Genomic DNA, 24,167 nt, shown 5'->3' on the forward strand with positions numbered 1-24,167 from the left:
CGCATGCCGACCGCCATCAAACGCCTACCCGCCCGTGCGGTACGAAGCAATGCGCGCCGCCGTGCCGCACCCGGCGCGACGCCGGCGGACACGCGCGGCACACGCGCACGTCCGCGGCCCGATGCGCTCGCCGGCAACGACGACAGCGCCCGGCCCGGCCCGCGTCGCGCGCGGCGTCCCGCCCAACGCCCGAAGCGCACGCCTGTCGACGACGACGCCACCATCCTGCAGCGCGCGAGCATGCGCGGCATCCGGCTGCAGCTCGATTACTGGAAAGCCGAGGCGCGCCTGCAGAGCGAAGGCATCGGTCATGCCGTCGTGATCTACGGCAGTACGCGCATCGTCGCTCCTGCCGTCGCGAATGCCCGGCTGGACGAAGCCAATCGCCTGCTCGCGCAGCGTCCGCACGATGCGGGCCGGCGCCGCGCCGTCGCGGCGGCGAGCCGGCTCGTCGAGCACAGCGTGTATTACCGCGTCGCACGCGAATTCGGGCGCATCGTCGGCCACGCCGACCGGTGCACGCGCGCCGCGCGGCTCGCCGTGGTCACCGGCGGCGGCCCCGGCATCATGGAGGCCGCGAACCGCGGCGCGTACGAGCGCGGCGCGCCGAGCATCGGCCTGAACATCGAGTTGCCGCGCGAACAGGCACCGAATCCGTACATCACGCCCGGTCTCGGTTTCCGGTTCCACTATTTCGCGATCCGCAAGCTGCACCTGCTCGAACGCGCGAAAGCCGCCGTGTTTTTCCCGGGCGGCTACGGCACATTCGACGAGCTGTTCGAGGTCCTGACGCTGCTGCAGACGCGCAAGATTCCGCCGCTGCCCGTCATCCTCGTCGGCGAGGCGTACTGGCGTCGCGCGGTGGACCTGGCCTTCCTCGCCGACGAGGGGATGATCGATCGCCGCGATCTCGACCTGTTCACGTACTGCGAATCCGCCCCCGACATCTGGCGCGCGATCGGAAGCTGGTATGCACGGCGGCGTGCGGCGCGGCCGGTGCGCCGCCGCCCGCCGCGGAAACCGCGTGCCGTGTAGGAATCTGCCGACGCGCTCCGCGCGATTCCTACCGCAGCTTCGGGGCATGCCGATTGAATCGCACGGGCGCGGCAACGATACTGAAACCACGGATCGCGACTGCGCGCCAGCCGGATTCCGGACCATCAGGAGAGCCGTCATGACACACGCTACCCCGCTTCCCGATTCGGGCGACCAGGCCGGCCGGCCTGACGCTGCCCCGCTCGACACGCAGGCGCTCGTCGCCCTGGCGCGCGACGCCGGCATGCTCGTGATCCTCGACGGACAGATCGGGCGCGAGCGGTACGAGAGCGTGACGGGCTCGATCGCCACGCTGGCCCGCTTTGCGCAGGCACTGCAACTGTCGGCACTCAAGGCCGCCTGAAGCCGCACGCAGCCGTGCCGCGCCGTCGGCATCCGGCGCGGCGGCCTGGTCTTCCGACTCAACGATCGCGCTCGCCCTGCCGTCCCGTCCGTCTGCCCGGGCCGGCCGCACCCCGGTCACCACGCGCTTGCCGACGCCGTCCATCCCGTTCGCCAGGACCACGGGAGACACGTTCACCTGCGCCGTGGCGTCAGACCGTGAACGTGTCCGATTTCCTCATCTCGACCCAGGTCATCCCGGCGCGCAGCCCGTCGATCGCCGCTTCGCGCTCGGTATCGTGGGTCCGGCTGTGCGCGAACGTGCGCTCGCATGCGCCATCCGGCGACGTGAACGTAACGTGGATCCTGCAACGGTAGCCGCCCGCTTCGGCGGCAATCGTCTCGATCGTCACCGACCAGTCTGCGTCGTGTACCTCGCCTGACAGTGTCATCCGGCTTCCCTCCTTCAACTGCGCGGACTGCCCATCCGGTTGCCCGGTACCGCGCTTACTCGACGACCAGGTCGTCGACCACCGCACGCACGCCGCGCGCCGACCACGCGGCACCGCGCACGGCCTTGCGCTCGGAGAACGAACCGACCTTGCCGGACAGCCGCACGGTGCCGTCGTGCACCTCGATCGCGATGTGCTTCGCCTCGCGCTCCGCGTGGCGCATGATCGCGCGCTTGATGCTGCCGCCGATGTCGGCCGACCCGACCGCCCCCTGCACCGTGATGTGGTCGGTCACGCCGGTCACGCTGCGCATCTGCGAGATCGCCCGCACGGCCAGATGGCTCTGGTACGCCCAGTCGACCCTGCCGGACAGCGTGATCCAGCCGTGTTCGACCTGCACCTTGACCGTGTCTTCGTGCAGACCGACCGTCCAGTGCAGAACCGAGTGCACGGCATTCGCGATGTCCTCGTCGGTGCGCACGTCGTCGTCCGGCAAATGCACCGTCATGTCGACGACGAGCGCCTTGACGCCGGCCACACGGTTCGCCGCCCGCTCGATCGCCAGTTTTTCCGCATAGCTCGGCGGGTGACCCGAGAGCGTCACGATCCGGTCGACGACCTCGACACCGATACGTGTCGCGTCGATCGCCGGGTCGGACTCGAGTTCGTCCTGGACGTCCTGCTTCAGTTGCCTGTCGGTTTTCATCGCCTGCACTCCTGTGAGCCGCGGCGTGCCTGTTCGCCGCATACGCCCAGATTTGCACATGCACGGCCGGGGATCGCTGATGCAGGTCAACGGACGCCGCTCGACGCGCATCGCGGCCTGCCGGTGCGCCGCTTGACGGAGGTCAAGCCGGCGCGGCATCGAATGCGTGAGCGCCCCGGCGCCCGCTTCAACGAAACGGCGCGCGGATCGCTCCGCGCGCCGTTTTCCTCCTGTCGGGCAGCGCATGCCTGCGTCACCCGCAACCTGCCGCCCGATCAGCCGATCGTCAGCTTTTTCTGCGCGACCGGCGCCTTCTTCGGCAGCGTCAGCGACAGCACGCCGTCCTGATACGTCGCCGTTGCCTTCGCGTCGTCGATTTCACCCGACAGCGAGAACGAGCGGCTGACCGCGCCGCTATAGCGCTCGCGCCGGATCACGCGCTCGCCTTCCTTCTGCTCGCTGTTGCGCTGGATTTTCGCGTTGATCGATACGGTACTGCCCGTCACCTGGACGTCGATGTCGTCCCTGGCGACGCCCGGCAGCTCCGCGTTGACCTTGTACGCATCGTCGCTTTCCGTCACGTCGATCTTCATCGATGCAAGATCGGGCTCGTCCGCCAGCGTCATCCCGCGCAGCGGCCTGAACAGGCCCTGAAACAGGTCGGCGACGGGTTCGATCGAAAACGGATCGTACCGTGTGACATTGCCCATGGTTCGTACTCCTCAAGCGATTGACATGCGGCCCGCGCTTTCGCCCTGCCCGCGCGAAGCCATGACGAAGATCGGATTGGCGCGGCACCGTGTGCCGGGCAACGGACGAACGATCATCAGGATTCCAGCGTAACGGCCCGCATCGGCATGGGCTTGACGCGCGTCAACGGGAGCGGACGCTCAGGTGCAGAACCGGAAATAGCCGCTGTGGAGCAGGATCGGCCGGCCGCCCATCTCCTCGAGCAGGCAGCGCGCGGCGCGCTCGATCGCGGGTCGATGACGGGAAAATGCCTCCACGAGATCCTGTTCACGCGGCGACGCCGCGCGGAAGTGATCCTCCAGTGCTTCCGCGGTGATCGCGCAGTGCACACGGCGGCCTTCGACCAGCGCGGAAAACGCCAGCGCGGGATCCTGGCTGCAATACGTCGGATGTTCGCAAGGAAAGGAGATCTGCATGATGGTCACCTGTGCAGGTTGCGCATGGGTGGGCGCGGGCTGGCGGTGCGCCGCGCGCGAAGACGCTAGGCTGCTGCCGCCGCCGGGGCGGCATCGCCGGCGCGTACGAGCAGGACCGGGCAACTCGATCCGCGCAGGAAACGCTCCGCGACGCTGCCGAGAAACAACCGCCGGACCCCGCGGCGGCCGTGCGTACCGATCACGGCCAGATCGATCGAATGCTCGGCGACGTACCGTTGCAGCCGTTCGGCGACATTCTGGCCAGGCTCGGTCTCGACGATTTCCGTGTCGCCGTTGACCGCCGCGTGCGAGATCGCCCGTTCCGCGCTGCGCAGCACCGCCGCGCCATCGCGCCGAACCTCGTCGAGCAGCGCGTCCGGATCCATTCGTCCGGCGTACGTCACCAGAAGCGAGCTGTCGACGACGAAAACGGCGAACAGGCGCGCGCGGTACGATCGCGCCACCTTCAGACCTTCGTCGAGCGCCAGTTTCGATGAAGGACTGCCGTCCACGGCGACCATGATGTTCGTGTACATACCGACCTCGCTGGATGAACCGACGCGCCGGCGGCGTGCGGATGGGTGTCATCATCGGCGTTCGCCGGACGCGGGCGTTGACGGAGGTCAACGGTTCGAACTCACGTGAAGGCGCGCGGGCACGAGATGCCGGATCAGCGCGGCGCGACCGGCTTCGGCCCATCGGGGGAACGCGCCGGGTTCACGTCGGCCCGGAAACCTCGCTCGATGTCGAGGATCTTCGTCGCGCACGCGTCGTACCGCCACCCCGGGCCGCCGTCGCTGCCGTACATGCCCTTGCACATCGCCTTGAGCCGGATCACCGCCGCGCCGCCGCCCGATGCGGTGCGCGAGGCCCACACATAGACTTCGCCGGCCAGGAACGGCGGCGCCGTCTCGATCGTGTCTGCATCGGCCCGGGCGATCCGGGTCGACGAATGCCCTTCGACATAGCGGCGCGCAAGGCGCCATGCGCGGTCGCACTCGGCCGGTGTCGAACACTGCAGCGCCGCGGCCTGGCGCGCCGCGAACAATTGCGTTTCCGTCGACCGGAAGGCCGCGCTCCGCTCCACTCCGGCGCACGCCCCCAACGCGAGCAGCACGCCGACCGCCCACACCCGTTGCTTCATCTCGACCGCCCCGCAACGCATCGCGTTCCGCTCGCCGTCGGGTAGCACGAACCCGCTCGACGCCAATCCGGCCGTATGACGGCCGACATCCCGCATTCGACGCGCGGTCACGTGCCGCAGCGTCCGAGCGCTCGAATCGACTGTAGGGCCGCCATGGAAAACGCGGTTGACCTGCATCAAGCGCGTGCCGCACGTGCACGCGCTTCACCGGCACGCCGGAGGGCACCCGGCTGCGTCCCGCCGCTCACTCGAATCGGCAGGCCGCGCGCGGCAGCGCCGAAAGCGTGTCGCTCGACAGTTTCAGAATGCCGTCGAAACCGGCCTGGTTGTCCGCCGGGCAGAAAGCCGCGAGCGTCATGCCGTCCGGGCGCGTGTACTCGACATTGAACACGGCCTTGTTCAGCGCGATGAAGCTCGCGTAATCGCCGCACTCGTGGAACCTGTTGCATTGCTCGTTGAGCGCCCAGTCGGCCACTTTCGCCATCGCGGCCGCGATACCCGAGCCGTTCTTGAGGCCCATCGACATCCCGCGATCGTGCGCGGCGGCGATCAGCGCCGTGTTGTACCGCAGTTGGTCGTCGCGCGTCAGCGGAAAACCCGTTTCGTGGCGATAGCTGTCGTCGAGGTCCGGCTCGATGCCGTCGCAGCCCTTTTTCTTCGCCATGTCGAGACGCGCCAGCATCAAGGGCATCAGGATCGCGGTCTGTCGAATGTCCAGCCAGCGTTCGTGATCCTCGTATCCTTCGACGGGGTAACCGAGCACGCTGTCGGGAAACCGGCCGGCATCGCCACGGGTGTCTTCCCGCCCGCCCACCTCCATGTAGCACACGACGGTGATGCCCTTCGCCTTCAGGCGCTGGATCGTGCCGGCATCGGTCAGTTCCATGTCGACGTCGTACATCTTGCGGGCGTTGTTCACGCCGTCCAGCACCTTCTCGTTGATCGGGTTGCCGTCGATCTGCCATTGCCAGCTCGTGCCGGGCACGAGCGGCTTCCACGCGGCGGCTTGCGACGCGCGCGCCGAAGCCGCCGCGACCGGGCCGCCCGGCATCGACGAATCCGAGTCGCCGCCGCACGCCGCAAGCAGCAGCATCAGCACGAATGAAGCGAATGATCTTGCGGACATGGCGAATCCTTTGCCTGTTGGCGGCTCGTCAGGATGCGAGAGTGCGAGGGTGCGAGGGAGTCACGTGCAGCGGAATGCAGGCGATGCATCTGCCGATCGCGCAGTGGTGCGGGAACGCGCGAAGCACGTCCGGATGGTAGGCGGGAACACCGCGCCCATCTGTTCCGATTTGTCGATTTTTGTTTGCGTGGCGGGCCGGCGTTGTCCGGAAACGCACCGTCATCGCCGATGAGCGATTGCGAAAAATGACAGTTTCTCCGTCCCGGGGTTTTGGATAGATTGGCCATACCGCATCCGCATCGCCTCAGGGACACCATGAACTTCGAAGCCACCCCCGATCAACGCGCTGCCGCCGCCACCTATCGCGCCATCGCGCTGCGTCACTTCGCGCCGTCGCCGCGCCGCGGCTTCGACTGGGCAACCTGGCGCGCGCTGTCCGAAGCAGGCCTGTGGCGCACGCTCGTCGCCGGCCGCGATGCAGGCGCGGACGCGTCGTTGAACGTGTTCATCGCCGCGTTCGAGGCGATCGTGGCCGCGACGAGATCCGTCGGCTTCGCGATGGCGCTGGCGAATCAGGCGACCGTGATACGCGCGCTGCTGCTCCACGGCACACCGGCGCAGCGCGACCGTTTCCTGCCGGCCCTGACGTCCGGCGCGGTGGCCGCGACCGCCATTTCCGAAAGAGGCACCGGCACCGAAATCCGCGCACTGCAGAGCCGCGTCACGCTGGACGGCCAGGATGGCCGCCTCGACGGTCACAAGTACAACATCAGCCACGCCCCGGACGCGGCACTGATCCTCGTCGCCGCGAGCGCCACGCACGACGGTCGCCCCGGTACGGCGCTGGTTCTTCTCGATCCGCAGCGCGCCGGCGTGACGCGCACCGCGCCCCAGGAAACCCTGGGCGTCGCCGATCTGCCGATCGGCGACATGACGTTCGACGGCGTTCCCGTCGGCACGGACGATTTGCTTTGCACTCCCAAGGACGGATTGCGCGTGCTGATGGACATCGCGTCGATGAACCGCGCGTTGTTCGGCCTGCTGTGCGCGGACGTGGTCGGGCCGTTCCTCGACGACGCACTCGCGTACGTCGGCGAACGCGGCGCGCTCGGCGTGACGCTCGACAAGCATCAGCATGTCCAGCGGCGGCTCGTCGACATTCATGTCGGTGCGGAGCGCTCGCGCTGGATGGCACTCGCCGCACTCGACCAGTTGAGGGCGGGCGACTCGTCCGCGCTCGCCAGTTGCTCGATTGCGAAACTGGGCGGCGCCCGCGACCTGACCCAGGCCGCGCTGCACCTGCTCGCGATCTACGGCAGCGACGGTTATCGCCGCGGCCCGCTCGCGACCTTCGTTGCCGACGCACTCGCCATGGGAACCGCGGGCGGCACCGAAGAAATGCACGCGCGCAACATCTTCAGCCAGATGCAGCGACGCGCGACCGCGTCGCACATGCACGCGGCCTGAGTGCTCGATTTTTCGTTTCTCATCCCGAAGGAGTCTGCCTTGACCATCCAGCCCGGCCTCCGTGCCCGTGCCACGCACCGCGTCGATACGATTTCGCTTGCAGATCAATGGGGCGGCGAAGCGCACGCGCTTGCCAGCCCGATCATGATCATCTTCATCGAGCAGACCTGCATGCAGGCAACCGATCACCTGCTCGGCTCCGACCTGATGACGGTCGGCTACAACTTCGAGATCAAGCATCTCGCTCCGACGCCGCCCGACTGGGAAGTCACGGTGGACGCCGAGCTGATCTCCGTGGAAGGCCGGATGATGACCTACAAGGTGTCGGTTCGCGATGCGGCCGGCGTCGTCGGCGAAGGCATCCATACACGCTGCGCGGTCGGTCGCGACAGTTTTCACGAGCGGCTTGCCGAGCGCCGCGACCGCGCACCGGTCGCGCAATGAGCACCACTGGAGGAGACACCCCGATGCGCCCGACGCCGCTGCACGACCTGCGCCTGCCGCTGATCGCGTCGCCGATGCTGATCGCCAGCTACCCCGAGATGGTGCTGGCGCAGTGCAAGAGCGGGATCGTCGGCGCCTTTCCCGCGCTCAATGCGCGACCGAGCGCGCAGCTCGGCGACTGGATCGATCGCATCGACGAGGAACTGGCCGCGCACCGTGCCGCCCGTCCGGAAGCGTGCGTGGGGCCCTACGCGGTCAATCACATCTGCCATCAGACCAACACGCGGCTCGAAGCGGACTTGCGGATCTGCATCGACCGGCGCACGCCGATCCTGATCACGAGCCTGCGCGCGCCGCCGCGCGAGATCGTCGAAGCCGTGCACGCCTACGGCGGTGTCGTCCTGCACGACGTCACGACCGTACGACACGCGGAAAAAGCGCTCGAGGCCGGTGTCGACGGCCTGATCCTGGTCGCGGCCGGAGCGGGCGGCCATGCCGGCACGCTGTCCCCGTTCGCGCTGGTGTCGGAGGTGCGCCGCCTTCATGACGGCTTCATCGCGTTGTCCGGCGCGATCGCCACCGGCGCGGCCATCGCGGCGGCGCTTGCACTGGGTGCCGACTGCGCGTACATGGGCACCCGCTTCCTCGCGTCTCACGAAGCCAACGTGGCGCAGCGCTACAAGGACACGATCGTCGAGGCCACCGCCGCCGACATCGTCTACACCGATGCGTTCAGCGGCGTGCACGGCAACTATCTGCGCCAGAGCATCGAGGCTGCGGGCATGGACGTCCGCAACCTGCCCCGCAGCGAGCACGCGCGCCTCGATTTCTCGCCCGAATCCGGCGCGCGCCAGTGGCGCGACATCTGGGGCGCCGGCCAGGGCGTGGGCTCGATGGACACGGTGCTGAGCGTCGAGCAGATCGTCGCGCAGCTCGAGATCGAGTACGGCGTCGCACTCGAACGCGTGCGTCACGAGTCCGCCCGCATCGGCCGGCACGCCCCCGCGCACTGAGCGGGCACCCGCTTTCTTTCGCTACCTCCACGGTACCGTCATGACCCTCACCGCCACCGCCTCGCCCGCTCACGATCCGGTCGCGCTGCAACGCGCGCAGATCGATGCCATCGACCAGGAACTGCTCGCGCTGATCGCGCGCAGGATGCAGCATGCCGCCGCGATCGGCCAGTTCAAGGCGCTCGACGGCCGGACGATCCGCCAGCCGGCCCGGGAAACGGAAATCGTCGCGGGGCTGTGCGCCCGGCCGCACGGGCTGCTGCAGGCGCGCCACGTCGCGGCGATCTGGCACACGCTGTTCCGCGTCAGCCGCGAGTTGCAGCAGGTGCCGTCGGTCGCGTTCCTCGGCCCGCCCGGCACCTTTACCGAGACCGCGATGCAGCGCTACTTCGGCGCCCCGATCCGTCCACATGCGTGCGACACGCTCGAAGCGACGTTCGCCGCACTGGCGGCCGCGAACGTCGACCATGCGGTGGTGCCGATCGAGAACTCGACCGAAGGCACCGTGACGCGCGCGATCGACCTGCTGGCCGACGCAACCGCTCCGGTGGTCGGCGAGATCGTGCTGCCGGTCGCGCACTGCCTGCTGAGCGCATCCGGCACGCTCGAAGGCGTCGACTGCGTGCTCGGCCATCAGCAGGCGCTGGCGCAGTGCCGCGCGTGGCTCGATGCGCATGCGCCGCAATTGCGCCGCGTGCCTGTCGCGAGCAACGCCGCGGCCGCCCGCGAAGCAGCGAGCATGACGGATTGCGCGGCGATCGCCGGCGAACGGGCGGCCGATCGTTACGGACTGCGTATCGTGGCGAACGCGATCCAGGACGAACCCGGCAATCGCACGCGCTTTCTTGTCCTCGGCGGGCCGCCGGCGGAGCCGACAGGCCACGACCGCACCAGTCTCCTGCTGAAGCTCGACGATACGATCGGCGCGCTCGCAGGCGTGTTCGATGCATTGGCGCGGCACCGGATCTCGGTGCTGTGGCTCGACGCGCGTCCCGGCCGCGCCGCCGGATGGGCGTACCGCTTCTTCGTCGACATCGACGGCCATCAGGACGACGCGCATGTCCGCGCCGCCCTCGACGACATCAGGACGACCGCCGCCGACCTGCGAATCCTCGGCTCCTACCCGCGCGCGCCTTTCGTCGATGCCGGCGCCGTTGCCGAGCCGAGCGCGACATGAGTGCCGCGTCCGCCGATACCGCCGTCGCGCGCCGGGTGCGGGCCATCTGCGACGGCCACGACGACCGCCTGCTGGTCCTGCTCGGGGTCGTGCCGCCGTCGCTGCGTCGCGACACCGGCGCTTGGTTGCGTGCATTGCACGCGGACTACGAGGACGAACTGGAGTTGCTGACGCATGTGCAGCGCGTGGCCACGCCGGACGTCGACGACGATGCGCGGGCCGCGCTGCTTCGCCGGCTCGGCAGACTGCGGCTGCCGACGGCATTGGTCGTCGATACGTCCGCGACGGCCTATGGCCGCTGGTGCACGCGGAACGGCGCCACCGCGCACGGCTGGCGGCTGCTGGAAACCGCGCGTGGCGCGGCGCCCGTCGGCGGCGTACTCGTGCCCTGGCGCGACTGCCTCGCGGCACCCGCGACCTCGCGCCGCGTGCTCGCCGATTTCGGCCATGCGTGGGCCGGCATCGATACGAGCGTCGCCATGCTGACCGACGCGCTGCTTGCGAACGACGTGCAGGTCGGGGGCATCGCGCTGGGCGATCTGCTCGCGCAACCCGGTGCCGCGCCCGTATCGCCCGCGAGAATGACCGGCGTCCTGGACCGCCTCGCCAATACGGTGCGCCTGCGCCGTATCACGGCGGCGACGCGCCGGACGCATTCGCTGCGGAGCCGGCTGTGACGGCAGCGCACCATCCGCGCATCGCGTTGATCGGCATGCCCGGTGCGGGCAAGACGACGATCGGCGCGGCGCTTGCGGCGGCACTCGACCGCCCGTTCGCGGATTCCGACCGGGAGATGGAGCAGCGCTTCGGCGCCCCGCTTGCCATGCTGTTTCCGCTGCCGACGTTCCGCGCCCGCGAAGCCGGCGTCATCGATGCGCTGTCGCAACGCGACACGCTGATCCTCGCCACCGGCGGCGGCGCGGTGCTGCGCGACGACACCCGCGCGCGCCTCAAGGCGCGCTGCCACGTGATCTACCTGGTCAGCGACATCGACGCGCTGTACCGGCGCACCGGGCGCGATCCCGCGCGCCCGCTCCTTGACGTGCCCGATCCGCGCGCCGTGCTGGCCGAGTTGCAGCGGACGCGCGATCCGCTGTACCGGGCCTGCGCGCATCGCCTGCTCGACACGCGCGGCGCGTCGATCGACGAAATCGTCGCGGCGGCCCTCGCCGAATCCGCGTCCGCCTGACGGTCGCGCCCATGCGCGCGGCTGCCCCGCTCCCGGTTCCCTTCCCGCCCCGTCACGGGCGCTCCCCACTGCCATTTCTGACAGTTGCTCCTTGTTTGAGAATATCTAAAGATATATTTTTAGATAGTCTGAATTCGTCAACCGGATTCGTGGAAACCGATCATGTCCAAGTTTCTTGTCTCGACTCGAAGATGGGGTTCGATCGCTACGGCAGCCGTGACGGCGGCCGTCATGGCCGGTTGTGCCCCGTTCGGCCAGCAGCCGGACCCACAGAAGATCACCCCGGTCGAACAGCTCGACCCGGGCCTCGCCCTTCACGCGGCCAAGGGTCAGGCCGACGTGGACGCGCAATGGTGGCGCACCTTCGGCGATCCGCAGCTCGACCGCGTGCTGGCCGACGCGCTCGCGGGCGCGCCGTCGCTGAAGGCCCAGCGCGCCCGGGTCGACGAGGCGCTCGCGCAAGCCGACGTCAGCGCGGCGGATTCCCTGCCGCTGCTCGGCGCAGCGGTCAGCGCGACGCCGACGCGGCTGCCGCGCAGCTACACCACCCCGCCCCCCGCCGCAGGCCACTGGCAAGTCAACGCGCAGGCGCTGCTGAATGCGTCGTTCGATCTCGACGTTGCCGGGCGCCTGCGCGCGCTGACCCGCGCCGCGACCCTGCGCGCCGGCGAGCAGCAGTCGCTCGAGCGCGCGGCAACCGTGTCGTTGCAGGCCGCGCTCGTCGAAACGTACCTGCAGCTCGCGCTCGAGCTGCAACTGCTCGACATCGCGAACGATACGCTGCGTCAGCACGATTACCTGCTGCGCCTCACCCGCCAGCGTGAAGCGGCGGGACTCGACATGCCGGTCGCGGTCGCGCGTGCCGGCGAGCCGCTGCCGCTCGCGCAGGCCGATGTCGAGCGGCAGCGCGCGGCCGTCGCGCTGCTGCGCCACCGGCTCGCGGCGCTCGTCGGGCGCGGGCCCGGCTATGCGGACACACTCACGCCGTCCCCCCGCGTGCTGCATGCCGTCACGCCGTTGCCCGCGGCGCTCCCGGCCGCGCTCGTCGGGCGCCGGCCCGACATCCTGGCAGCCCGCTATCGCGTCGAGGCCGCGTCGGCCGACATCGACGCGGCCCGCGCGGCGTTCTATCCGGACATCAACCTGATGGCGTTCGCCGGCGTGCAGAGCTTCGGCTTTCGCGCGCTGCTTCACGGCAGCAGCGGCACGTTCGGCGCCGGCCCCGCGATCACGCTGCCGATCTTCGAAGGCGGCAGGCTGCGAGCCGGCCTGCGCGCGCAGACCGACGCGTACAACGCCGCCGTCGCCGACTACGACGACACCGTCGTCCACGCACTCGCCCAGGTCAGCGACTCGCTCGTGCAGCTCGACGCGCTGGCGAGGCAGCGCGACCTGAATCGCGATGCGCTGGCACGCGCGCAGCAGACCTACGACATCGAGACGCGGCGCTACCAGAAAGGCATTTCCGGCTACCTGGACGTGCTGCTGGCCGAAACCCGGCTGCTTGAAGACCGCCGGTCGGTCGCTCGCGCCGATACCTCACTTGCCGTCGAGCACGTCCGGCTGATCGCCGCGCTCGGTGGCGCAACGAACCCCGGAGCCCAACAATGAATCGCACCGACACCCCGCCGGCCGCCGCGCCGGCCGCCGCGGGCGCGGCGTCGCCCCCGCCCGCCGAACCGGCGCTGCGCACCACGCGGCGCCGCTATTTCCGCTGGTTCTTCATCGCGCTCGCCCTGGCCGCGCTGGCCGGCGGCTACTGGTGGGTCACGTCGCGCGGCACCGAGACGACCGACGACGCCTACGTGACGGGCGATGTCGTGCAGGTATCGCCGCAGGTGGCGGGCACGGTCGACACGATCATGGTGCAGAACGCCGAATGGGTCCGTGCCGGCGATCCGCTGTTCCGCGTCGATCCGACCGATGCGAAGCTCGCGCTCGACGACGCCGTTGCACAGCTCGCCCATGCGGTGCGCGAGTACCGCACCGCGCATGCCGACACGGCGCGCGAGGCGGCACAGATCCTCCAGCGCAAGGCCGAGCTGTCGAAGGCCTCCGACGACCTGCAGCGACGGCTCGGCCTCGCGCAGGACGGCGGCGTATCGCGCGAGGACATCCGCCATGCGCGCGACGCGATGACCAGTGCGTCCGCCGCGCTGGACGCGCAGCAGGCCGCATACGACGCATCGCGTGCGCGCGTCGACGGCACGTCGATCGACTCGAACCCGCTGGTGCGCGCCGCGGCCGCGCGGGTGCGCAGTGCGGCGCTCGCACTGCGCCGCACCGAAATCCGCGCGCCGCTGGCGGGGCTCGTGACACGCCGTGTCGTGCAGGTCGGGCAGCACGTCACGCCCGGCGCGCCGGCCATGGCGCTCGTGCCGCTCGACCATGTGTGGGTCGAGGCCAACTTCAAGGAATCGCAGCTGCGCGGCATGCACGCCGGGCAGGCCGTCGAGCTTCGCTCGGACCTGTATGGCTCCGACGTCGTGTTCCACGGCCGCATCGAAGGCGTCGAGGCGGGCACGGGTTCGGCATTCGCGTCGGTGCCCGCGCAGAACGCGACCGGCAACTGGATCAAGGTCGTGCAGCGCGTACCCGTGCGGGTCGCGCTCGATCCCGGCGAATTGCGCGCGCACCCGCTGCGCATCGGCCTGTCGATGAACGCATCGGTCGTGCTCGGCGACGGCGCGCCCGGCACCGCATCGGCCTCCGTGCGCCCCGCGCCGGCCGCCGCCCGGCGCCCGATCGACGCGACGTCGATCTTCGATGACGATGCCTCGTCCGGCGACGCCCTCGTCAACGACACGATCCGCGCGAACGACGGCGCCGCCGTGCGCCGCGCGCCGGGAGCCTGAGCATGGCGCCCGTCGCTCGGGGTGCGGCGCCGAAACTGCCGCTGGAGCCGCTGCAGGGCCCGGCTCTCGTGCTCGTCGCGATCGCGATCAGCGTCGCCAACTTCATGCAGACGCTCGACCTGACGATCGCCAACGTCGCGGTACCGACCATCGCCGGCGATCTCGGCGTCGCGCCCGACATGGGCACCTGGATGCTGACGTCGTTCGCGACGCCGCTCGCGATCACGCTGCCGCTGACCGGCTGGCTCGCGCAGCGCTTCGGCCAGGTGCGGCTGTTCCGGGTCTCGGTCGTGCTGTTCGTCCTGACCTCGATCCTGTGCGGCCTCGCACCGAATTTCGAATCGCTGCTGCTGTTCCGCGCGCTGCAGGGCGCGGCCTCCGGGCCGATCACCGCGCTCTCGCAGGCGCTGCTGCTGGCCGTGTTTCCGGCCGCGCGCCGCAACGTCGCGCTGTCGGTCTGGCAGACCACCACGTTCGTCGCGCCCGTGCTCGGCCCGATCGCCGGCGGCTGGATCACCGACAACCTCTCGTGGCCCTACATCTTCTACGTCAACGTGCCGACGGGGGCGCTGGTCCTGCTCGTGCTGACCCGCTTCCTCGGCCGGCGCGACAACCCGACCCGCCACCTTCCCGTCGATTTCGTCGGCCTGCTGCTGCTCGCCGCCGCATTCGGCTCGCTGCAGCTGATGCTCGACCGCGGCCAGAACCTCGACTGGTTCGCGGCGGTCGAGATCCGCGCGCTCGCCGTGCTCTGCGTCGTGTCGTTCGTCGCGCTGGTCCTCTGGGAGCTGACCGACGCGCATCCGATCGTCGACCTGCGGCTGTTCGCGGATCGCGGTTTCACGGCGGGAACGATCGCGGTGACGGTCGGCTTCGGCGTCTATTACGGCGCGCTCGTGCTCGTGCCGCTCTGGTTGCAGACCGAGCAGGGCTACACGGCGACCTGGGCCGGCATCGCCACCGCGCCGCTCGGCATCGCCGGCATCGTGATCGCGCCGTTGATCGGGCGCATCCAGGGGCGCACCGACCCGCGCCACCTCGCGACCGTGGCGCTGCTCGGCTGGGGCGCGGCGTCGTTCTGGCGCATGGGCTTCAATACCGACGTGACGCTCGGCGACATCGCGGCCAACTCGCTGCTGATGGGCGCGGCCACCGCGTTTTTCATCACCCCGCTCGTGTCGCTGTCGATCGCCGGGTTGCCGCGCGAAAGGCTACCGGCGGCGTCGGGCGTGCAGAATGCGCTGCGCCGGATCGGCACCAGCGTCGCCACCTCCGTCGCGCCGACCTATTTCGAACGGCGCTCGCGCGTTCACAACACGTACCTCGTCGATCGCATCACGCCGTTCGATCCGGCTGCCGGCGACTGGCTCGCCCGGCTCGAACATGCCGGCATGTCGCCGGCCGGCGCGCTCGCGTCGGTCAGCCGCTCGATCGACGTGCAAGCCCACATGCTCGCGCTCAACGATTTCTCGTTCGGTTGCCTGCTGCTGTTCGGCGTGACCCTGCTGACCGTCTGGTCCATCCGCTACCGGCGTCCGTGACGCCGATCAACCGGCCCCTTCCGATGAACGCCCCCGACCTCGACAACGTCGTCGCACCCGACATCGCCCCGGCCCGCACGGCCCGGCTCATCTGTTTCGGCGTCTTTCTCGGCGCGCTGACCTTCGGCGTCCTGCTGCCCGTCGTGCCGCTGTACGTGCACGACACGCTCGGCTTCGGCACGCTCGTCGTCGGCACGGCGGTCGGCGCGCAATTCCTCGCGACCGTGCTCACGCGGAGCATCGCGGGCCGCCGCGCCGATCATCGAGGCGCGAAGCGCACGATGTGCGCGGGGCTCGTGTCGTGCGTCGTCGCGGGCGGCGTCTACGTCGCGAGCGCCACGGCGCCGGCCGGCCCGGGCGCACGTCTCGCGCTGCTGGTTGCCGCGCGGCTGCTGTCCGGGCTCGGCGAAAGCCAGCTCGTCACCGGCGCGCTCGCGTGGGGCATCGGCACGCTCGGCGCGACCCGCTCGGGCCGCGTGCTCTCGTGGACGGGCATGGCCCTCTACGGCGCGATCGCGCTCGGCGCGCCATGCGGGATGGCGCTCGCGCGCGCCGGCGGGCTGGCGGCCGTGGCCGGCGCCACGATCGTCCTGCCCTGCATCGCACTCGCGCTCGTCGCCACGCTGCCTGCCGTCGCGCCGCAGCCGGGCCTGCGGGTGCCGCTGTCCCGCGTGCTACGAATCATCGCGCGGCCCGGATGCAGCCTCGCGCTGCAGGGCGTCGGCTTCGCGGCGATCGGCGCGTTCGTGACGCTGCTGTTCCAGGCGCGCGGATGGGAAGGCGCGGGCCTCGCGCTCAGTTGCTTCGGCGGCGCCTTCGTTCTCGTCCGCGTCCTGTTCGGCCATCTGCCCGACCGGCTCGGCGGTTATCCGGTCGCGCTCGCCGCACTCGCGATCGAGGCGATCGGCCAGGTTCTCCTGTGGGCCGCGCCGGCATCCGGCGTCGCGCTCGTCGGCGCGACCGTATCCGGCCTCGGCTGTTCGCTGGTCTTTCCCGCGCTCGGTGTCGCCACCCTCCGGCACGTGCCGGCACAGGCACGCGGCACCGCCCTCGGCGGCTTCACGGCGTTCCAGGATGTCGCCTATGCGTGCACCGGCCCGCTCGCGGGCTGGGTCGTCGCGCGTACCGACTACCCGTCCGCCTTCGCCGTCGGCGCGTGTGCCGCATTCGCCGGCGTCCTGCTGACAGCGTGGCTGATGCACGCCGACCGGTCGCCCCCGTGAACCCCGGCGGACGGCGGGCGCATGCCCTGCCGTCCCCGTCCGTATCCCGCGCCCTCGCGGCGCCATCCTGCAGTCCTTCACGCTTCTACAAGGAGTACCGATCATGGAATACCGAACCCTCGGCGGAACCGGCTTCAAGGTTCCCGTTCTGAGTCTCGGCACCGCGACGTTCGGCGGCGGCAACGCATTCTTCAGGGAATGGGGCAGCACGGACGCCACCGGCGCGCGCGAACTCGTCGACATCGCGCTCGACGCCGGCATCTCGATGTTCGACAGCGCGGACGTCTATTCCGACGGACTCGCCGAAGAGCTGCTCGGCCAGGCGATCGCCGGCCGGCGCGATCGCGTGATCGTGTCGACGAAGGGCACGTTCCGGCTCGGCGAAGGCCCGAACGACGTCGGGTCGTCGCGCCATCACCTCGCCAATGCCATTCACGGCAGCCTCAAGCGGCTCGGCACCGACTACATCGACGTGTACCAGCTGCATGGATTCGATGCCCAGACACGCGTCGAGGAAACCCTGCGCACGCTCGACGATTTCGTGCGCGCCGGCAAGATCCGCGTGATCGGCTGCTCGAACTTCTCCGGCTGGCACCTGATGAAGTCGCTCGCGGCCGCCGATCGCGACGGGCTCACGCGGCATGCCGTGCACCAGGTCTACTATTCGCTGATCGGCCGCGACTACGAAACGGAGCTGATGCCGCTCGCGCTCGACCAGCAGGTGTCCGCGATGGTCTGGAGCCCGCTCGGATGGGGGCGGCTGACCGGCCTGATCGGCCGGGGCCGACCGTTGCCGGAGACGAGCCGGCTGCACAAGACCGCCGACGAGGGCCCGCCCGTCACGGATGCCCTGCTGCACCACGTCGTCGACGCGCTCGACGAGATCGCCGCCGAAACCGGCAAGGCGGTCGCGCAGGTCGCACTCAACTGGTTGCTGCGGCGGCCCACCGTCGCGAACGTGATCATCGGTGCCCGAAACGCCACGCAACTGCGCGAGAACGCGCAGGCGGCCAGCTGGGCCTTGACGCCCGACCAGGTGAAGCGGCTCGATGCCGCCAGTACGACGCAACTGCCCTACCCGTACTGGCACCAGCGCGGCTTCGAGCGCAACCCGGCACCGGTCTAATACGGTACCGGCGCGTGCGGCATCGGCGGCGACCGATGCGACGATACCGCACGCGTCGCCGCCGCCTGCATGCGCGCGGCGAGCGGCGACGCGCCGACCAGCCAGTCCAGCTCGACGGGTAACGGCGGCAGCGCGGGCGACGCGTGCGCGGTCAGCGCATCGTAGCCGAACACCCAGTCCGGCTCGGTCGGGCCGTGCATGAAGGTATTCGCGGCGGACACGCGATGCACTTCGCCGAGTCGCGCGACCCGGCACTGCGCATAGGTCGAGAACGCGCTCGCCGCGTTCGACGAGCCAATGAGCGCACGCAGCAGGATCGTCGCGTCCTCGAGCGCCATGGCCGCGCCCTGCGACATGAACGGGCGCATCGGATGACAGGCGTCGCCGATCAGCACGACGCGCTCGTTGCCGAACTCGAACTGCGGCGAACGTTCGAACAACGCCCACTTCATGACCGACTCGCGTGGCGCGCGGGCCAGCATGTGACGCACGGCCGGATGAAAATCCGCGAAGATCGCCTGCATCTCGTCGACGTCGCCCGGCATCGACGAAGCCTGCGTGGGCCACTCGGCCTGCGGTGTCATCGCGGCGAAATAGAATTCGCGACGCGCACGATCGAGCCAGTACGACAGCACGAATTTCCGGTCGCCCCACCACTTGGTCAGATCCTCGACCGCGAGTTCGCCCAGCAGCGCGCGCGGATACGCCCCGCGAAACGCGACCTGCCCGGAGAATTCCGGCGCCTCGAATCCGCGCAGCGCCTCGCGCACGCGCGAGCGCAGGCCGTCTGCCCCGATCACCAGATCGGCCGTGTCGCTCGAACCGTCCTCGAACGTCAGCCTGATCGCGTCGCCCGCCGGGTCGAGGCCGGCGAGACGCTTGCCCCACGCGATCGTCCCGGGCGCCACCGCCCCCAACAGCGCGGCATGCAGGTCGCCGCGCTTGAGCGTCACGAACGTCGCGCCGAAGCGCCCGATCGCGTTTTCGCCGAGCGGCAGCCGATACAGCAGCTCACCGTCGGCCGCCTGGCGGTTGGCGAACGCGTCGGGTTCCTGGCCCGCCCACAGGGCCTGGCGATGCACGCCGAGCAGCCGCATCACCCGCATCAGGTTCGGGCTCAGGTGAATGCCGGCCCCCACCCGGGCAAACGCCGGCGCCTGCTCGAACAGGCGCACGTCATGGCCGATCCGTTGCAGCATCGCGCCGAGCGCGCACCCGCCGATACCCGCGCCCACGATCGCGACGCGCGCCGCCGAAGTCGTCCCGGTCATCCCTGCTCTCCCACGGTTGTCGCCGGCGGCGCGCCCTGTACGATGATGCCGATCGTGCGTGCGGTGCGCTCGCGAATATCCCGCGCACGCCGATAGCCGTCGGACTCGTACCACGCCTTTGCGCGGTCGATCGAATCGAATTCGAGCACCACGACGCGCCCAGGCGACCACGCGCCTTCGAGCGTTGCCGCCTCGCCGCCGCGCACCAGGAAACGCCCGCCGAACTCGGCGACGGTCGGCGCGCCGATATCTCTGTACTCCTCATAACCTCGTGCGTCGTGAACATCGATGTCAAACACGATATATGCCGTCATGTCTTCCCCCACTTGGTCTCGCGGGCCGCGGCCGAGCGCGGCCCCGGTTTCACAGGCTCGCGAGCGCGATGCTGTGCGTGTCGGCCGCATCGAGCCGCAGCTGCCTCGCGCGCTGGTATTCGTCGGAGCCGTGCCAGCGGCGCGCCGCGTCGAGATCGTCGAACTCCAGCACGACCAGGCGCCGCGGCGTCCATTCGCCTTCAAGCACGACCACGTCGTCGCTGCGTGCGAGCACGCGGCCGCCATGCGCGGCGATCGTCGGCACACCGAGCTTCCGGTATTCGGCAAATCGCACTTCGTCGTATACGTCGACATCCACCACCACATAGGCACTCATGTCCGCTCTCCCGTTGATGCATCTGCTTCGTCATGCGCGACTTCGGTATCGAATCGCACGAACACCCGGCCCGCCTCGATCTTCACCGGGAACGTCTTCACGCAAGCCGTGACCGGCGCGCACAGCGCGGCACCGGTACGCACGCTGAAGCGCCCCTGATGCAGCGGGCACTCGATTTCGTCGTCGAGCAGAAAACCGTCGCTCAGGCGCGCCTCGCCGTGCGTGCACTGGTTGTCGGTCGCGAAGATCTCGTCGTCGACCGCGAACAGCGCAATGTCGCGCCCGCCGACGATCACGCCCGTCAGCCCCTCCTCGCGTACCGCGGCCGTATCGACCGCATAGATCCATTCCGTCGTCACGCCGCCTCCTCAGATCGGATAGATGATCGAATTCGGCACCATCTCGCTGTCGTACACGCAGATGCGCGACTCGAAACGCAGCCCGTGCGGCGTGCGGCGTATCCGGTCGAGATAACGGCCGGTGTTGTACACGTCGCTCATCTGCTCGCTCTTGGTACGCAGCACCGCGTAGTTCGTCTCGGCCTCGATGACCGATTCGTCGAGATACGTGATGAGCGGCGTGCCGATCAGGTGGCGCTGGTAGTACGGGTCGTAGAACAGCGTCTCCTTGATGCCGTACACGCGATCCTTCAGCATCCCCTTGCTCTCGAACGCGAGCAGCGCAAGCGGGAAGTCGCGTTCATGGTTCTCGCGCGGCAACAGCTGATACGTGCAGTCCTCCTCGAAGAATTCCGGCCACGCGTCCCAGTCGCCGCGATCCAGTGCGGACGCATAGCGCGCGTTCAGGTCCACGAGCCCGTAGAAATCGGCGAAGGTCGCCGCAACCGTTCCGGTGCCGCGCGTCGCGGGCCGTGCGTCGGCCAATGCGGATGAAATCGTCATTCATGCCTCCATCACGTGGCGCCAGTACTGGTACATGCCGCGCACGAGCGTTTCGCTGACCATGTGGTCGGTGCGCTCGTCGACTTCGCGGCCGCCGAGCTCGTTGTATACGTTGCCGTGCTGGATCTGCTCGAAGCTCTGCTGCACGCATTCGATCACTTCGCCGTCGTCCGCCGAAACGAAGCCGGCCGGCCCGAACAGGTTGGCCTGGCGCAGCCGCCGGCGCGTCATGTCCTCGTCGTCCGTCTCGAATCCGAAGTGCGTCCAGACGTAATCGAACACGCCGGGGCTGACCGGGCGGATGCGCCGGGTCGACAGCGCATTCACCTGCTGCTGGATGATCACGCTCGGCATCAACGTCAACATCACGACGGTCGGCTCGCCCCACCACGGCTCGTGCACGACGTCGAGGAAACGGTCGTCGTTCAGCGTCATGCGCTCCTTGAAGCTCGTCACGTTGTGCGTGACCTCGCCGCCGCCCCCGCCGCTGCGGATCGAGATCATCGCGCCGTGACGGTGATGCGCGTCGGTGACCAGCTGGGCCGGATTGTCCGCGCGCCACAGCCCGAAGTTGACGAACCAGGTGTGCAGGAGCCCCGCGTGATAGGGGTCCTTGATGTTCTCCACCATCAGCTTCCAGTTGCTCGGCACGCGCTGGCGCGTATAACCGAGCACGGTCAGCTTCGGCCCGTGGAACAGGCGGTCGTAATAGCGCAGGATGTCGGGACCGAGGAAATCCTCGAACGACTCGACGTCCTGGTCGAACGACGCGAACACCGCGCCGCCGCGCGTCGACACGCGCAGCCGCCGCAACCCGTGATTCTTCGGGTCGAAATCCGGCGGCATGCCGCCGTTGATCTTGCCGCTCTGCCGCACGCCGCGCCGGAACGGCACGCCGACCAGGTTGCCCTTCAGGTCGTAGTTCCACTGGTGATACGGGCAGTGGAAATCCTTCGCGTTCCCCGCGCGTTCACGACAGAACTGCATGCCGCGATGCGCGCAGGCGTTCTCGAACACGACCACCTCGCCGTCCTCGGTGCGCGTCATCACGACCGAGCGCTCGCCGACTTCGGTGCGCTGGAAATCGCCGGGAGACGGCACTTCCGCCTCGAGGCCGATGTAACACCAGTGTTTCGAATAGAACAAACGCTCCAGTTCGCGCTGGTAAAGCGCATCGCTCGTATAGGCCTCGAACGGTGTCCGGCTTGCGCCGTCCCCCTTCCAGTCGAGCGCGTGTGCGATATCGATGGGTAAGTTCAAGAAAGCTCCTTTCAGTAAGAAATGGCTTGTACGGTGCCGGCCGGAACACCCGGTACCAGAAAGCCGACTCGGGACCGCCGTCGCGACGCGACCGCGGCGGCGAACAGCTCGATCAGTGCAACCGTGTCCTCCCAGCCGAGACAGGCGTCCGTCACGCTCTGCCCGTAGGTCAGTGCCCGGCCGGGCACGAGGTCCTGCCGCCCCTCGACGAGAAACGACTCGACCATCACGCCGGCAATCGCGCGCTGCCCGTCGCGCAGCTGCCCGGCCACGTTCTCGCAGACGGCGATTTGCGCGCGCGTCTGCTTTCCGCTGTTGCCGTGACTCGCATCGATCACGACGTGCGGCGGCAATTGCGCATCGCGCAGCGCCGCACAGGCGGCCGTCACGCTGACGTCGTCGTAGTTCGGCACGCGCCCGCCGCGCAGCACGATGTGCGTATTCGGATTGCCCTGCGTGGACGCGACCTCGAGGCCGCCTTCGTCACGCGGACGGAGATAGTGATGCGCGGCCCGCGACGTGCGGACCGCGTCGATCGCGATCTTCACGTTGCCGTCGGTGCCGTTCTTGAAGCCGATCGGCGCATCGAGGCCGGATGCGATCTGCCGGTGAATCTGCGACTCGGTCGTGCGTGCGCCAATCGCGCCCCAGGACACCAGATCGTCGAGGTAGGGCGCCGTGAGCGGATCGAGAAACTCGGTCGCGACCGGCATGCCGAGTGCGTTGACGTCGAGCAGCAGGCGACGCGCAAGACGCAGCCCGTCGTCGACGCGATAGCTTCCGTCGAGCCGTGGATCGTTGATCAACCCCTTCCAGCCAACCGTGGTGCGCGGCTTTTCGAAGTACGTGCGCATCACGACCTCGAGCGTATCGGCGTAACGCGCCCGCAGCGGTGCGAGCCGGCGCGCGAATTCGAGCGCGGCGTCCGTGTCGTGAATCGAGCACGGCCCGACGATCAACGCGAGGCGATCGTCCCTGCCCGCGAGGATGCGGGCGAGTGCGCGCTGGGCACCACGTACCAAGCGAGTGGTCGCGGCGTCGGCATGCAACTCGCCACGCAGTTGCATTGCCCCGGTGACCGCCGCCGTCCCTTTCAGATGAGGCTGTTCCACTTGACTCTCCGATTTCGATTCGACAATACGAAACTCACGGGGGTCAATTAAAGCTTTATCAAATTCGATTCGATACTGTCATTTATCTCAGTCGCCAATCGAATTCCTCAATCTGCTATTTTTTACAGTATCTAAAACCATCCGATTCAATTTATTTTCATCGCGAGGACATGCGCCATTGCACCTCGCACTCTCACATGGAGATACACATGACAAAAAATCATTATGAAACTGAAATTACAGTTAAATACCGGGAGACAGACGGACTCGGGCATGTCAGCAGCCCGGTTTATTACGATTACCTTCAGCACGCATATCTGACGTTCATGCACGACCTGCTGGAGCTGCCGTATTCGGAGAAGTTGCCGCACATCATGGTCAAGACGTCGTGCGAGTACCTGAAGCCCGCCCAGTACGGGGATACGATCACGGTGCGCAGCAGCATTACCCGTTTCGGCTCGAAAAGCTTCGAACTCGAACACCTGATGATGCGGGACAACGGCGCGGCCGGCGACGACGCGATCGTTGCCCGCGCGCAGTCGACACACGTGATGTTCGACTATGCGAGCAATGCGACGATGCCGGTTCCCGAAGAGTTCAAGGCGCGCGTGCTGGCGTTCCAGGGCGCGATCTGACAAACGGCTTCCCGGGGCGGGCGCCCCGGGCCTTTCTAAACGAATACGATCAGGCCCATCAGCACGGCTTTCACGACCGCGTTTGTCTTGTTCGAAGCATCCAGCTTGGCAATGGAACGTGAAATGTGAAAGTTGATCGTACGTTCGGTCAATCCGAGAATCATGCCTATCTCATAGGCAGTCTTCCCTTCGGCTGCCCATTTCAATACTTCACACTCTCTCGTGCTCAACGCGACCGCAGTGGGGGGTGTCATGTTCAATGCCAACCGAGTCATTCTAATCTCCAGAACAATTAACCATGCTGGCCGACTCGGCGCACGCCCATCCTGC

At 68.6% G+C, this 24,167-nt stretch carries 29 protein-coding genes; 14 read left to right on the forward strand and 15 right to left on the reverse strand.

All coding sequences use genetic code 11. The annotated features are described in order from the left end of the window. Positions 1-3 precede the first annotated feature (3 nt). A complete protein-coding gene (locus PQB87_RS38925) occupies positions 4-1,035 on the forward strand; it encodes an LOG family protein (protein ID WP_111940561.1) in 1,032 nt (343 codons plus the stop codon). A 139-nt stretch (positions 1,036-1,174) separates the two neighbouring features. Then, a complete protein-coding gene (locus tag PQB87_RS38930) occupies positions 1,175-1,399 on the forward strand; it encodes a hypothetical protein (RefSeq protein ID WP_060061285.1) in 225 nt (74 codons plus the stop codon). 190 nt (positions 1,400-1,589) lie between these two features. Here PQB87_RS38930 and PQB87_RS38935 read toward each other — a convergent pair whose 3' ends face one another. The 7 genes from PQB87_RS38935 to PQB87_RS38965 form a co-directional block, all read right to left on the reverse strand. Continuing rightward, positions 1,590-1,829 carry a hypothetical protein gene (locus PQB87_RS38935; RefSeq protein WP_111940563.1) on the reverse strand — a complete coding sequence of 80 codons (240 nt, stop codon included), beginning with the start codon at positions 1,827-1,829 and terminating at the stop codon, positions 1,590-1,592. A gap of 55 nt (positions 1,830-1,884) precedes the next feature. Then, a complete protein-coding gene (locus PQB87_RS38940) occupies positions 1,885-2,535 on the reverse strand; it encodes a BON domain-containing protein (RefSeq protein WP_060061283.1) in 651 nt (216 codons plus the stop codon). A gap of 275 nt (positions 2,536-2,810) precedes the next feature. Beyond that, positions 2,811-3,245: an Hsp20/alpha crystallin family protein gene (locus PQB87_RS38945; protein ID WP_059685819.1), complete on the reverse strand. Its 435-nt coding sequence runs from the start codon at positions 3,243-3,245 to the stop codon at positions 2,811-2,813. A gap of 180 nt (positions 3,246-3,425) precedes the next feature. Then, positions 3,426-3,701 carry a DUF1488 family protein gene (locus PQB87_RS38950; protein WP_059685817.1) on the reverse strand — a complete coding sequence of 92 codons (276 nt, stop codon included), beginning with the start codon at positions 3,699-3,701 and terminating at the stop codon, positions 3,426-3,428. Between the two features lie 65 nt (positions 3,702-3,766). Next, on the reverse strand, positions 3,767-4,237 hold the full coding sequence (locus PQB87_RS38955) for a universal stress protein (RefSeq protein WP_111940565.1): 471 nt from the start codon (positions 4,235-4,237) through the stop codon (positions 3,767-3,769). A gap of 134 nt (positions 4,238-4,371) precedes the next feature. Further along, entirely contained in the window at positions 4,372-4,956 is a 585-nt protein-coding gene (locus tag PQB87_RS38960) for a hypothetical protein (protein WP_489244629.1), read from the reverse strand. Between the two features lie 133 nt (positions 4,957-5,089). Beyond that, positions 5,090-5,971 carry an endo alpha-1,4 polygalactosaminidase gene (locus PQB87_RS38965; protein ID WP_489244630.1) on the reverse strand — a complete coding sequence of 294 codons (882 nt, stop codon included), beginning with the start codon at positions 5,969-5,971 and terminating at the stop codon, positions 5,090-5,092. A gap of 315 nt (positions 5,972-6,286) precedes the next feature. Here PQB87_RS38965 and PQB87_RS38970 point away from each other — a divergent pair, with 315 nt between their 5' ends. From PQB87_RS38970 to PQB87_RS39020, 11 genes are all read left to right on the forward strand, one after another. Continuing rightward, positions 6,287-7,438, forward strand: a complete 1,152-nt coding sequence (locus PQB87_RS38970) for an acyl-CoA dehydrogenase family protein (protein WP_489244632.1) — start codon at positions 6,287-6,289, stop codon at positions 7,436-7,438. Positions 7,439-7,477: 39 nt separating this feature from the next. Continuing rightward, positions 7,478-7,882: a thioesterase family protein gene (locus PQB87_RS38975; RefSeq protein ID WP_027792286.1), complete on the forward strand. Its 405-nt coding sequence runs from the start codon at positions 7,478-7,480 to the stop codon at positions 7,880-7,882. Positions 7,883-7,905: 23 nt separating this feature from the next. Next, positions 7,906-8,895 carry an NAD(P)H-dependent flavin oxidoreductase gene (locus PQB87_RS38980; RefSeq protein WP_489244634.1) on the forward strand — a complete coding sequence of 330 codons (990 nt, stop codon included), beginning with the start codon at positions 7,906-7,908 and terminating at the stop codon, positions 8,893-8,895. 40 nt (positions 8,896-8,935) lie between these two features. Then, positions 8,936-10,072, forward strand: a complete 1,137-nt coding sequence (pheA, locus tag PQB87_RS38985; protein ID WP_174414929.1) for a prephenate dehydratase — start codon at positions 8,936-8,938, stop codon at positions 10,070-10,072. Next, positions 10,069-10,749, forward strand: coding sequence for a hypothetical protein (locus tag PQB87_RS38990; RefSeq protein ID WP_489244637.1), 681 nt, complete (start codon positions 10,069-10,071; stop codon positions 10,747-10,749). The genes pheA and PQB87_RS38990 overlap by 4 nt, the downstream gene beginning before the upstream one ends. Continuing rightward, the gene (locus PQB87_RS38995; protein ID WP_374709007.1) at positions 10,746-11,261 is read left to right on the forward strand and encodes a shikimate kinase; all 516 of its coding nucleotides are present in this window, start codon (positions 10,746-10,748) and stop codon (positions 11,259-11,261) included. The genes PQB87_RS38990 and PQB87_RS38995 overlap by 4 nt, the downstream gene beginning before the upstream one ends. A 162-nt stretch (positions 11,262-11,423) precedes the next feature. After that, complete coding sequence (locus PQB87_RS39000) at positions 11,424-12,872, forward strand: efflux transporter outer membrane subunit (RefSeq protein ID WP_489244638.1); 1,449 nt, start codon at positions 11,424-11,426, stop codon at positions 12,870-12,872. Then, positions 12,869-14,116, forward strand: coding sequence for an HlyD family secretion protein (locus PQB87_RS39005; RefSeq protein ID WP_060061276.1), 1,248 nt, complete (start codon positions 12,869-12,871; stop codon positions 14,114-14,116). Before PQB87_RS39000 ends, PQB87_RS39005 begins: the two co-directional genes overlap by 4 nt. A 2-nt stretch (positions 14,117-14,118) precedes the next feature. Next, entirely contained in the window at positions 14,119-15,657 is a 1,539-nt protein-coding gene (locus PQB87_RS39010; RefSeq protein WP_489244640.1) for a DHA2 family efflux MFS transporter permease subunit, read from the forward strand. Positions 15,658-15,680: 23 nt separating this feature from the next. After that, positions 15,681-16,880, forward strand: a complete 1,200-nt coding sequence (locus PQB87_RS39015) for an arabinose transporter (RefSeq protein ID WP_489244642.1) — start codon at positions 15,681-15,683, stop codon at positions 16,878-16,880. Between the two features lie 103 nt (positions 16,881-16,983). Continuing rightward, positions 16,984-18,006, forward strand: a complete 1,023-nt coding sequence (locus PQB87_RS39020) for an aldo/keto reductase (RefSeq protein WP_059685797.1) — start codon at positions 16,984-16,986, stop codon at positions 18,004-18,006. On the opposite strand, the gene PQB87_RS39025 is transcribed toward PQB87_RS39020, so the two are convergent. The 7 genes from PQB87_RS39025 to PQB87_RS39055 are packed head-to-tail and all read right to left on the reverse strand — an operon-like array spanning position 18,003 to position 23,202. Next, positions 18,003-19,277: an FAD-dependent monooxygenase gene (locus PQB87_RS39025; protein WP_233344921.1), complete on the reverse strand. Its 1,275-nt coding sequence runs from the start codon at positions 19,275-19,277 to the stop codon at positions 18,003-18,005. The two genes, PQB87_RS39020 and PQB87_RS39025, sit on opposite strands and share 4 nt — an antisense overlap. Continuing rightward, on the reverse strand, positions 19,274-19,603 hold the full coding sequence (locus PQB87_RS39030; RefSeq protein WP_489244644.1) for a DUF1330 domain-containing protein: 330 nt from the start codon (positions 19,601-19,603) through the stop codon (positions 19,274-19,276). Before PQB87_RS39030 ends, PQB87_RS39025 begins: the two co-directional genes overlap by 4 nt. Positions 19,604-19,640: 37 nt before the next feature. Beyond that, a complete protein-coding gene (locus PQB87_RS39035; protein WP_021157707.1) occupies positions 19,641-19,928 on the reverse strand; it encodes a DUF1330 domain-containing protein in 288 nt (95 codons plus the stop codon). Beyond that, positions 19,925-20,287, reverse strand: a complete 363-nt coding sequence (locus tag PQB87_RS39040; RefSeq protein WP_021157708.1) for a non-heme iron oxygenase ferredoxin subunit — start codon at positions 20,285-20,287, stop codon at positions 19,925-19,927. The genes PQB87_RS39035 and PQB87_RS39040 overlap by 4 nt, the downstream gene beginning before the upstream one ends. A 9-nt stretch (positions 20,288-20,296) precedes the next feature. Further along, complete coding sequence (locus PQB87_RS39045; RefSeq protein WP_027792273.1) at positions 20,297-20,830, reverse strand: aromatic-ring-hydroxylating dioxygenase subunit beta; 534 nt, start codon at positions 20,828-20,830, stop codon at positions 20,297-20,299. Then, a complete protein-coding gene (locus PQB87_RS39050) occupies positions 20,831-22,090 on the reverse strand; it encodes a Rieske 2Fe-2S domain-containing protein (protein ID WP_489244646.1) in 1,260 nt (419 codons plus the stop codon). An 11-nt stretch (positions 22,091-22,101) separates the two neighbouring features. Beyond that, positions 22,102-23,202 carry a 3-deoxy-7-phosphoheptulonate synthase gene (locus tag PQB87_RS39055; RefSeq protein WP_489244648.1) on the reverse strand — a complete coding sequence of 367 codons (1,101 nt, stop codon included), beginning with the start codon at positions 23,200-23,202 and terminating at the stop codon, positions 22,102-22,104. 209 nt (positions 23,203-23,411) lie between these two features. Here PQB87_RS39055 and PQB87_RS39060 point away from each other — a divergent pair, with 209 nt between their 5' ends. After that, a complete protein-coding gene (locus tag PQB87_RS39060; RefSeq protein WP_021157713.1) occupies positions 23,412-23,837 on the forward strand; it encodes an acyl-CoA thioesterase in 426 nt (141 codons plus the stop codon). 35 nt (positions 23,838-23,872) lie between these two features. Here the strand turns inward: PQB87_RS39060 and PQB87_RS39065 are convergent, their stop codons facing one another. Then, complete coding sequence (locus PQB87_RS39065) at positions 23,873-24,112, reverse strand: LuxR C-terminal-related transcriptional regulator (RefSeq protein WP_225723211.1); 240 nt, start codon at positions 24,110-24,112, stop codon at positions 23,873-23,875. Positions 24,113-24,167 lie beyond the last annotated feature (55 nt).

It is taken from the genome of Burkholderia sp. KL41 (assembly GCF_057005415.2).

Coding starts and splice junctions, on each gene's coding strand:
- PQB87_RS38925 (WP_111940561.1), top strand. CDS start 4: ATGCCGACCGCCATCAAACGCCTACCCGCCCGTGCGGTACGAAGCAAT.
- PQB87_RS38930 (WP_060061285.1), top strand. CDS start 1,175: ATGACACACGCTACCCCGCTTCCCGATTCGGGCGACCAGGCCGGCCGG.
- PQB87_RS38935 (WP_111940563.1), bottom strand. CDS start 1,829: ATGACACTGTCAGGCGAGGTACACGACGCAGACTGGTCGGTGACGATC.
- PQB87_RS38940 (WP_060061283.1), bottom strand. CDS start 2,535: ATGAAAACCGACAGGCAACTGAAGCAGGACGTCCAGGACGAACTCGAG.
- PQB87_RS38945 (WP_059685819.1), bottom strand. CDS start 3,245: ATGGGCAATGTCACACGGTACGATCCGTTTTCGATCGAACCCGTCGCC.
- PQB87_RS38950 (WP_059685817.1), bottom strand. CDS start 3,701: ATGCAGATCTCCTTTCCTTGCGAACATCCGACGTATTGCAGCCAGGAT.
- PQB87_RS38955 (WP_111940565.1), bottom strand. CDS start 4,237: ATGTACACGAACATCATGGTCGCCGTGGACGGCAGTCCTTCATCGAAA.
- PQB87_RS38965 (WP_489244630.1), bottom strand. CDS start 5,971: ATGTCCGCAAGATCATTCGCTTCATTCGTGCTGATGCTGCTGCTTGCG.
- PQB87_RS38970 (WP_489244632.1), top strand. CDS start 6,287: ATGAACTTCGAAGCCACCCCCGATCAACGCGCTGCCGCCGCCACCTAT.
- PQB87_RS38980 (WP_489244634.1), top strand. CDS start 7,906: ATGCGCCCGACGCCGCTGCACGACCTGCGCCTGCCGCTGATCGCGTCG.
- pheA (WP_174414929.1), top strand. CDS start 8,936: ATGACCCTCACCGCCACCGCCTCGCCCGCTCACGATCCGGTCGCGCTG.
- PQB87_RS38990 (WP_489244637.1), top strand. CDS start 10,069: ATGAGTGCCGCGTCCGCCGATACCGCCGTCGCGCGCCGGGTGCGGGCC.
- PQB87_RS39000 (WP_489244638.1), top strand. CDS start 11,424: ATGTCCAAGTTTCTTGTCTCGACTCGAAGATGGGGTTCGATCGCTACG.
- PQB87_RS39005 (WP_060061276.1), top strand. CDS start 12,869: ATGAATCGCACCGACACCCCGCCGGCCGCCGCGCCGGCCGCCGCGGGC.
- PQB87_RS39010 (WP_489244640.1), top strand. CDS start 14,119: ATGGCGCCCGTCGCTCGGGGTGCGGCGCCGAAACTGCCGCTGGAGCCG.
- PQB87_RS39015 (WP_489244642.1), top strand. CDS start 15,681: ATGAACGCCCCCGACCTCGACAACGTCGTCGCACCCGACATCGCCCCG.
- PQB87_RS39020 (WP_059685797.1), top strand. CDS start 16,984: ATGGAATACCGAACCCTCGGCGGAACCGGCTTCAAGGTTCCCGTTCTG.
- PQB87_RS39025 (WP_233344921.1), bottom strand. CDS start 19,277: ATGACCGGGACGACTTCGGCGGCGCGCGTCGCGATCGTGGGCGCGGGT.
- PQB87_RS39035 (WP_021157707.1), bottom strand. CDS start 19,928: ATGAGTGCCTATGTGGTGGTGGATGTCGACGTATACGACGAAGTGCGA.
- PQB87_RS39045 (WP_027792273.1), bottom strand. CDS start 20,830: ATGACGATTTCATCCGCATTGGCCGACGCACGGCCCGCGACGCGCGGC.
- PQB87_RS39060 (WP_021157713.1), top strand. CDS start 23,412: ATGACAAAAAATCATTATGAAACTGAAATTACAGTTAAATACCGGGAG.
- PQB87_RS39065 (WP_225723211.1), bottom strand. CDS start 24,112: ATGACTCGGTTGGCATTGAACATGACACCCCCCACTGCGGTCGCGTTG.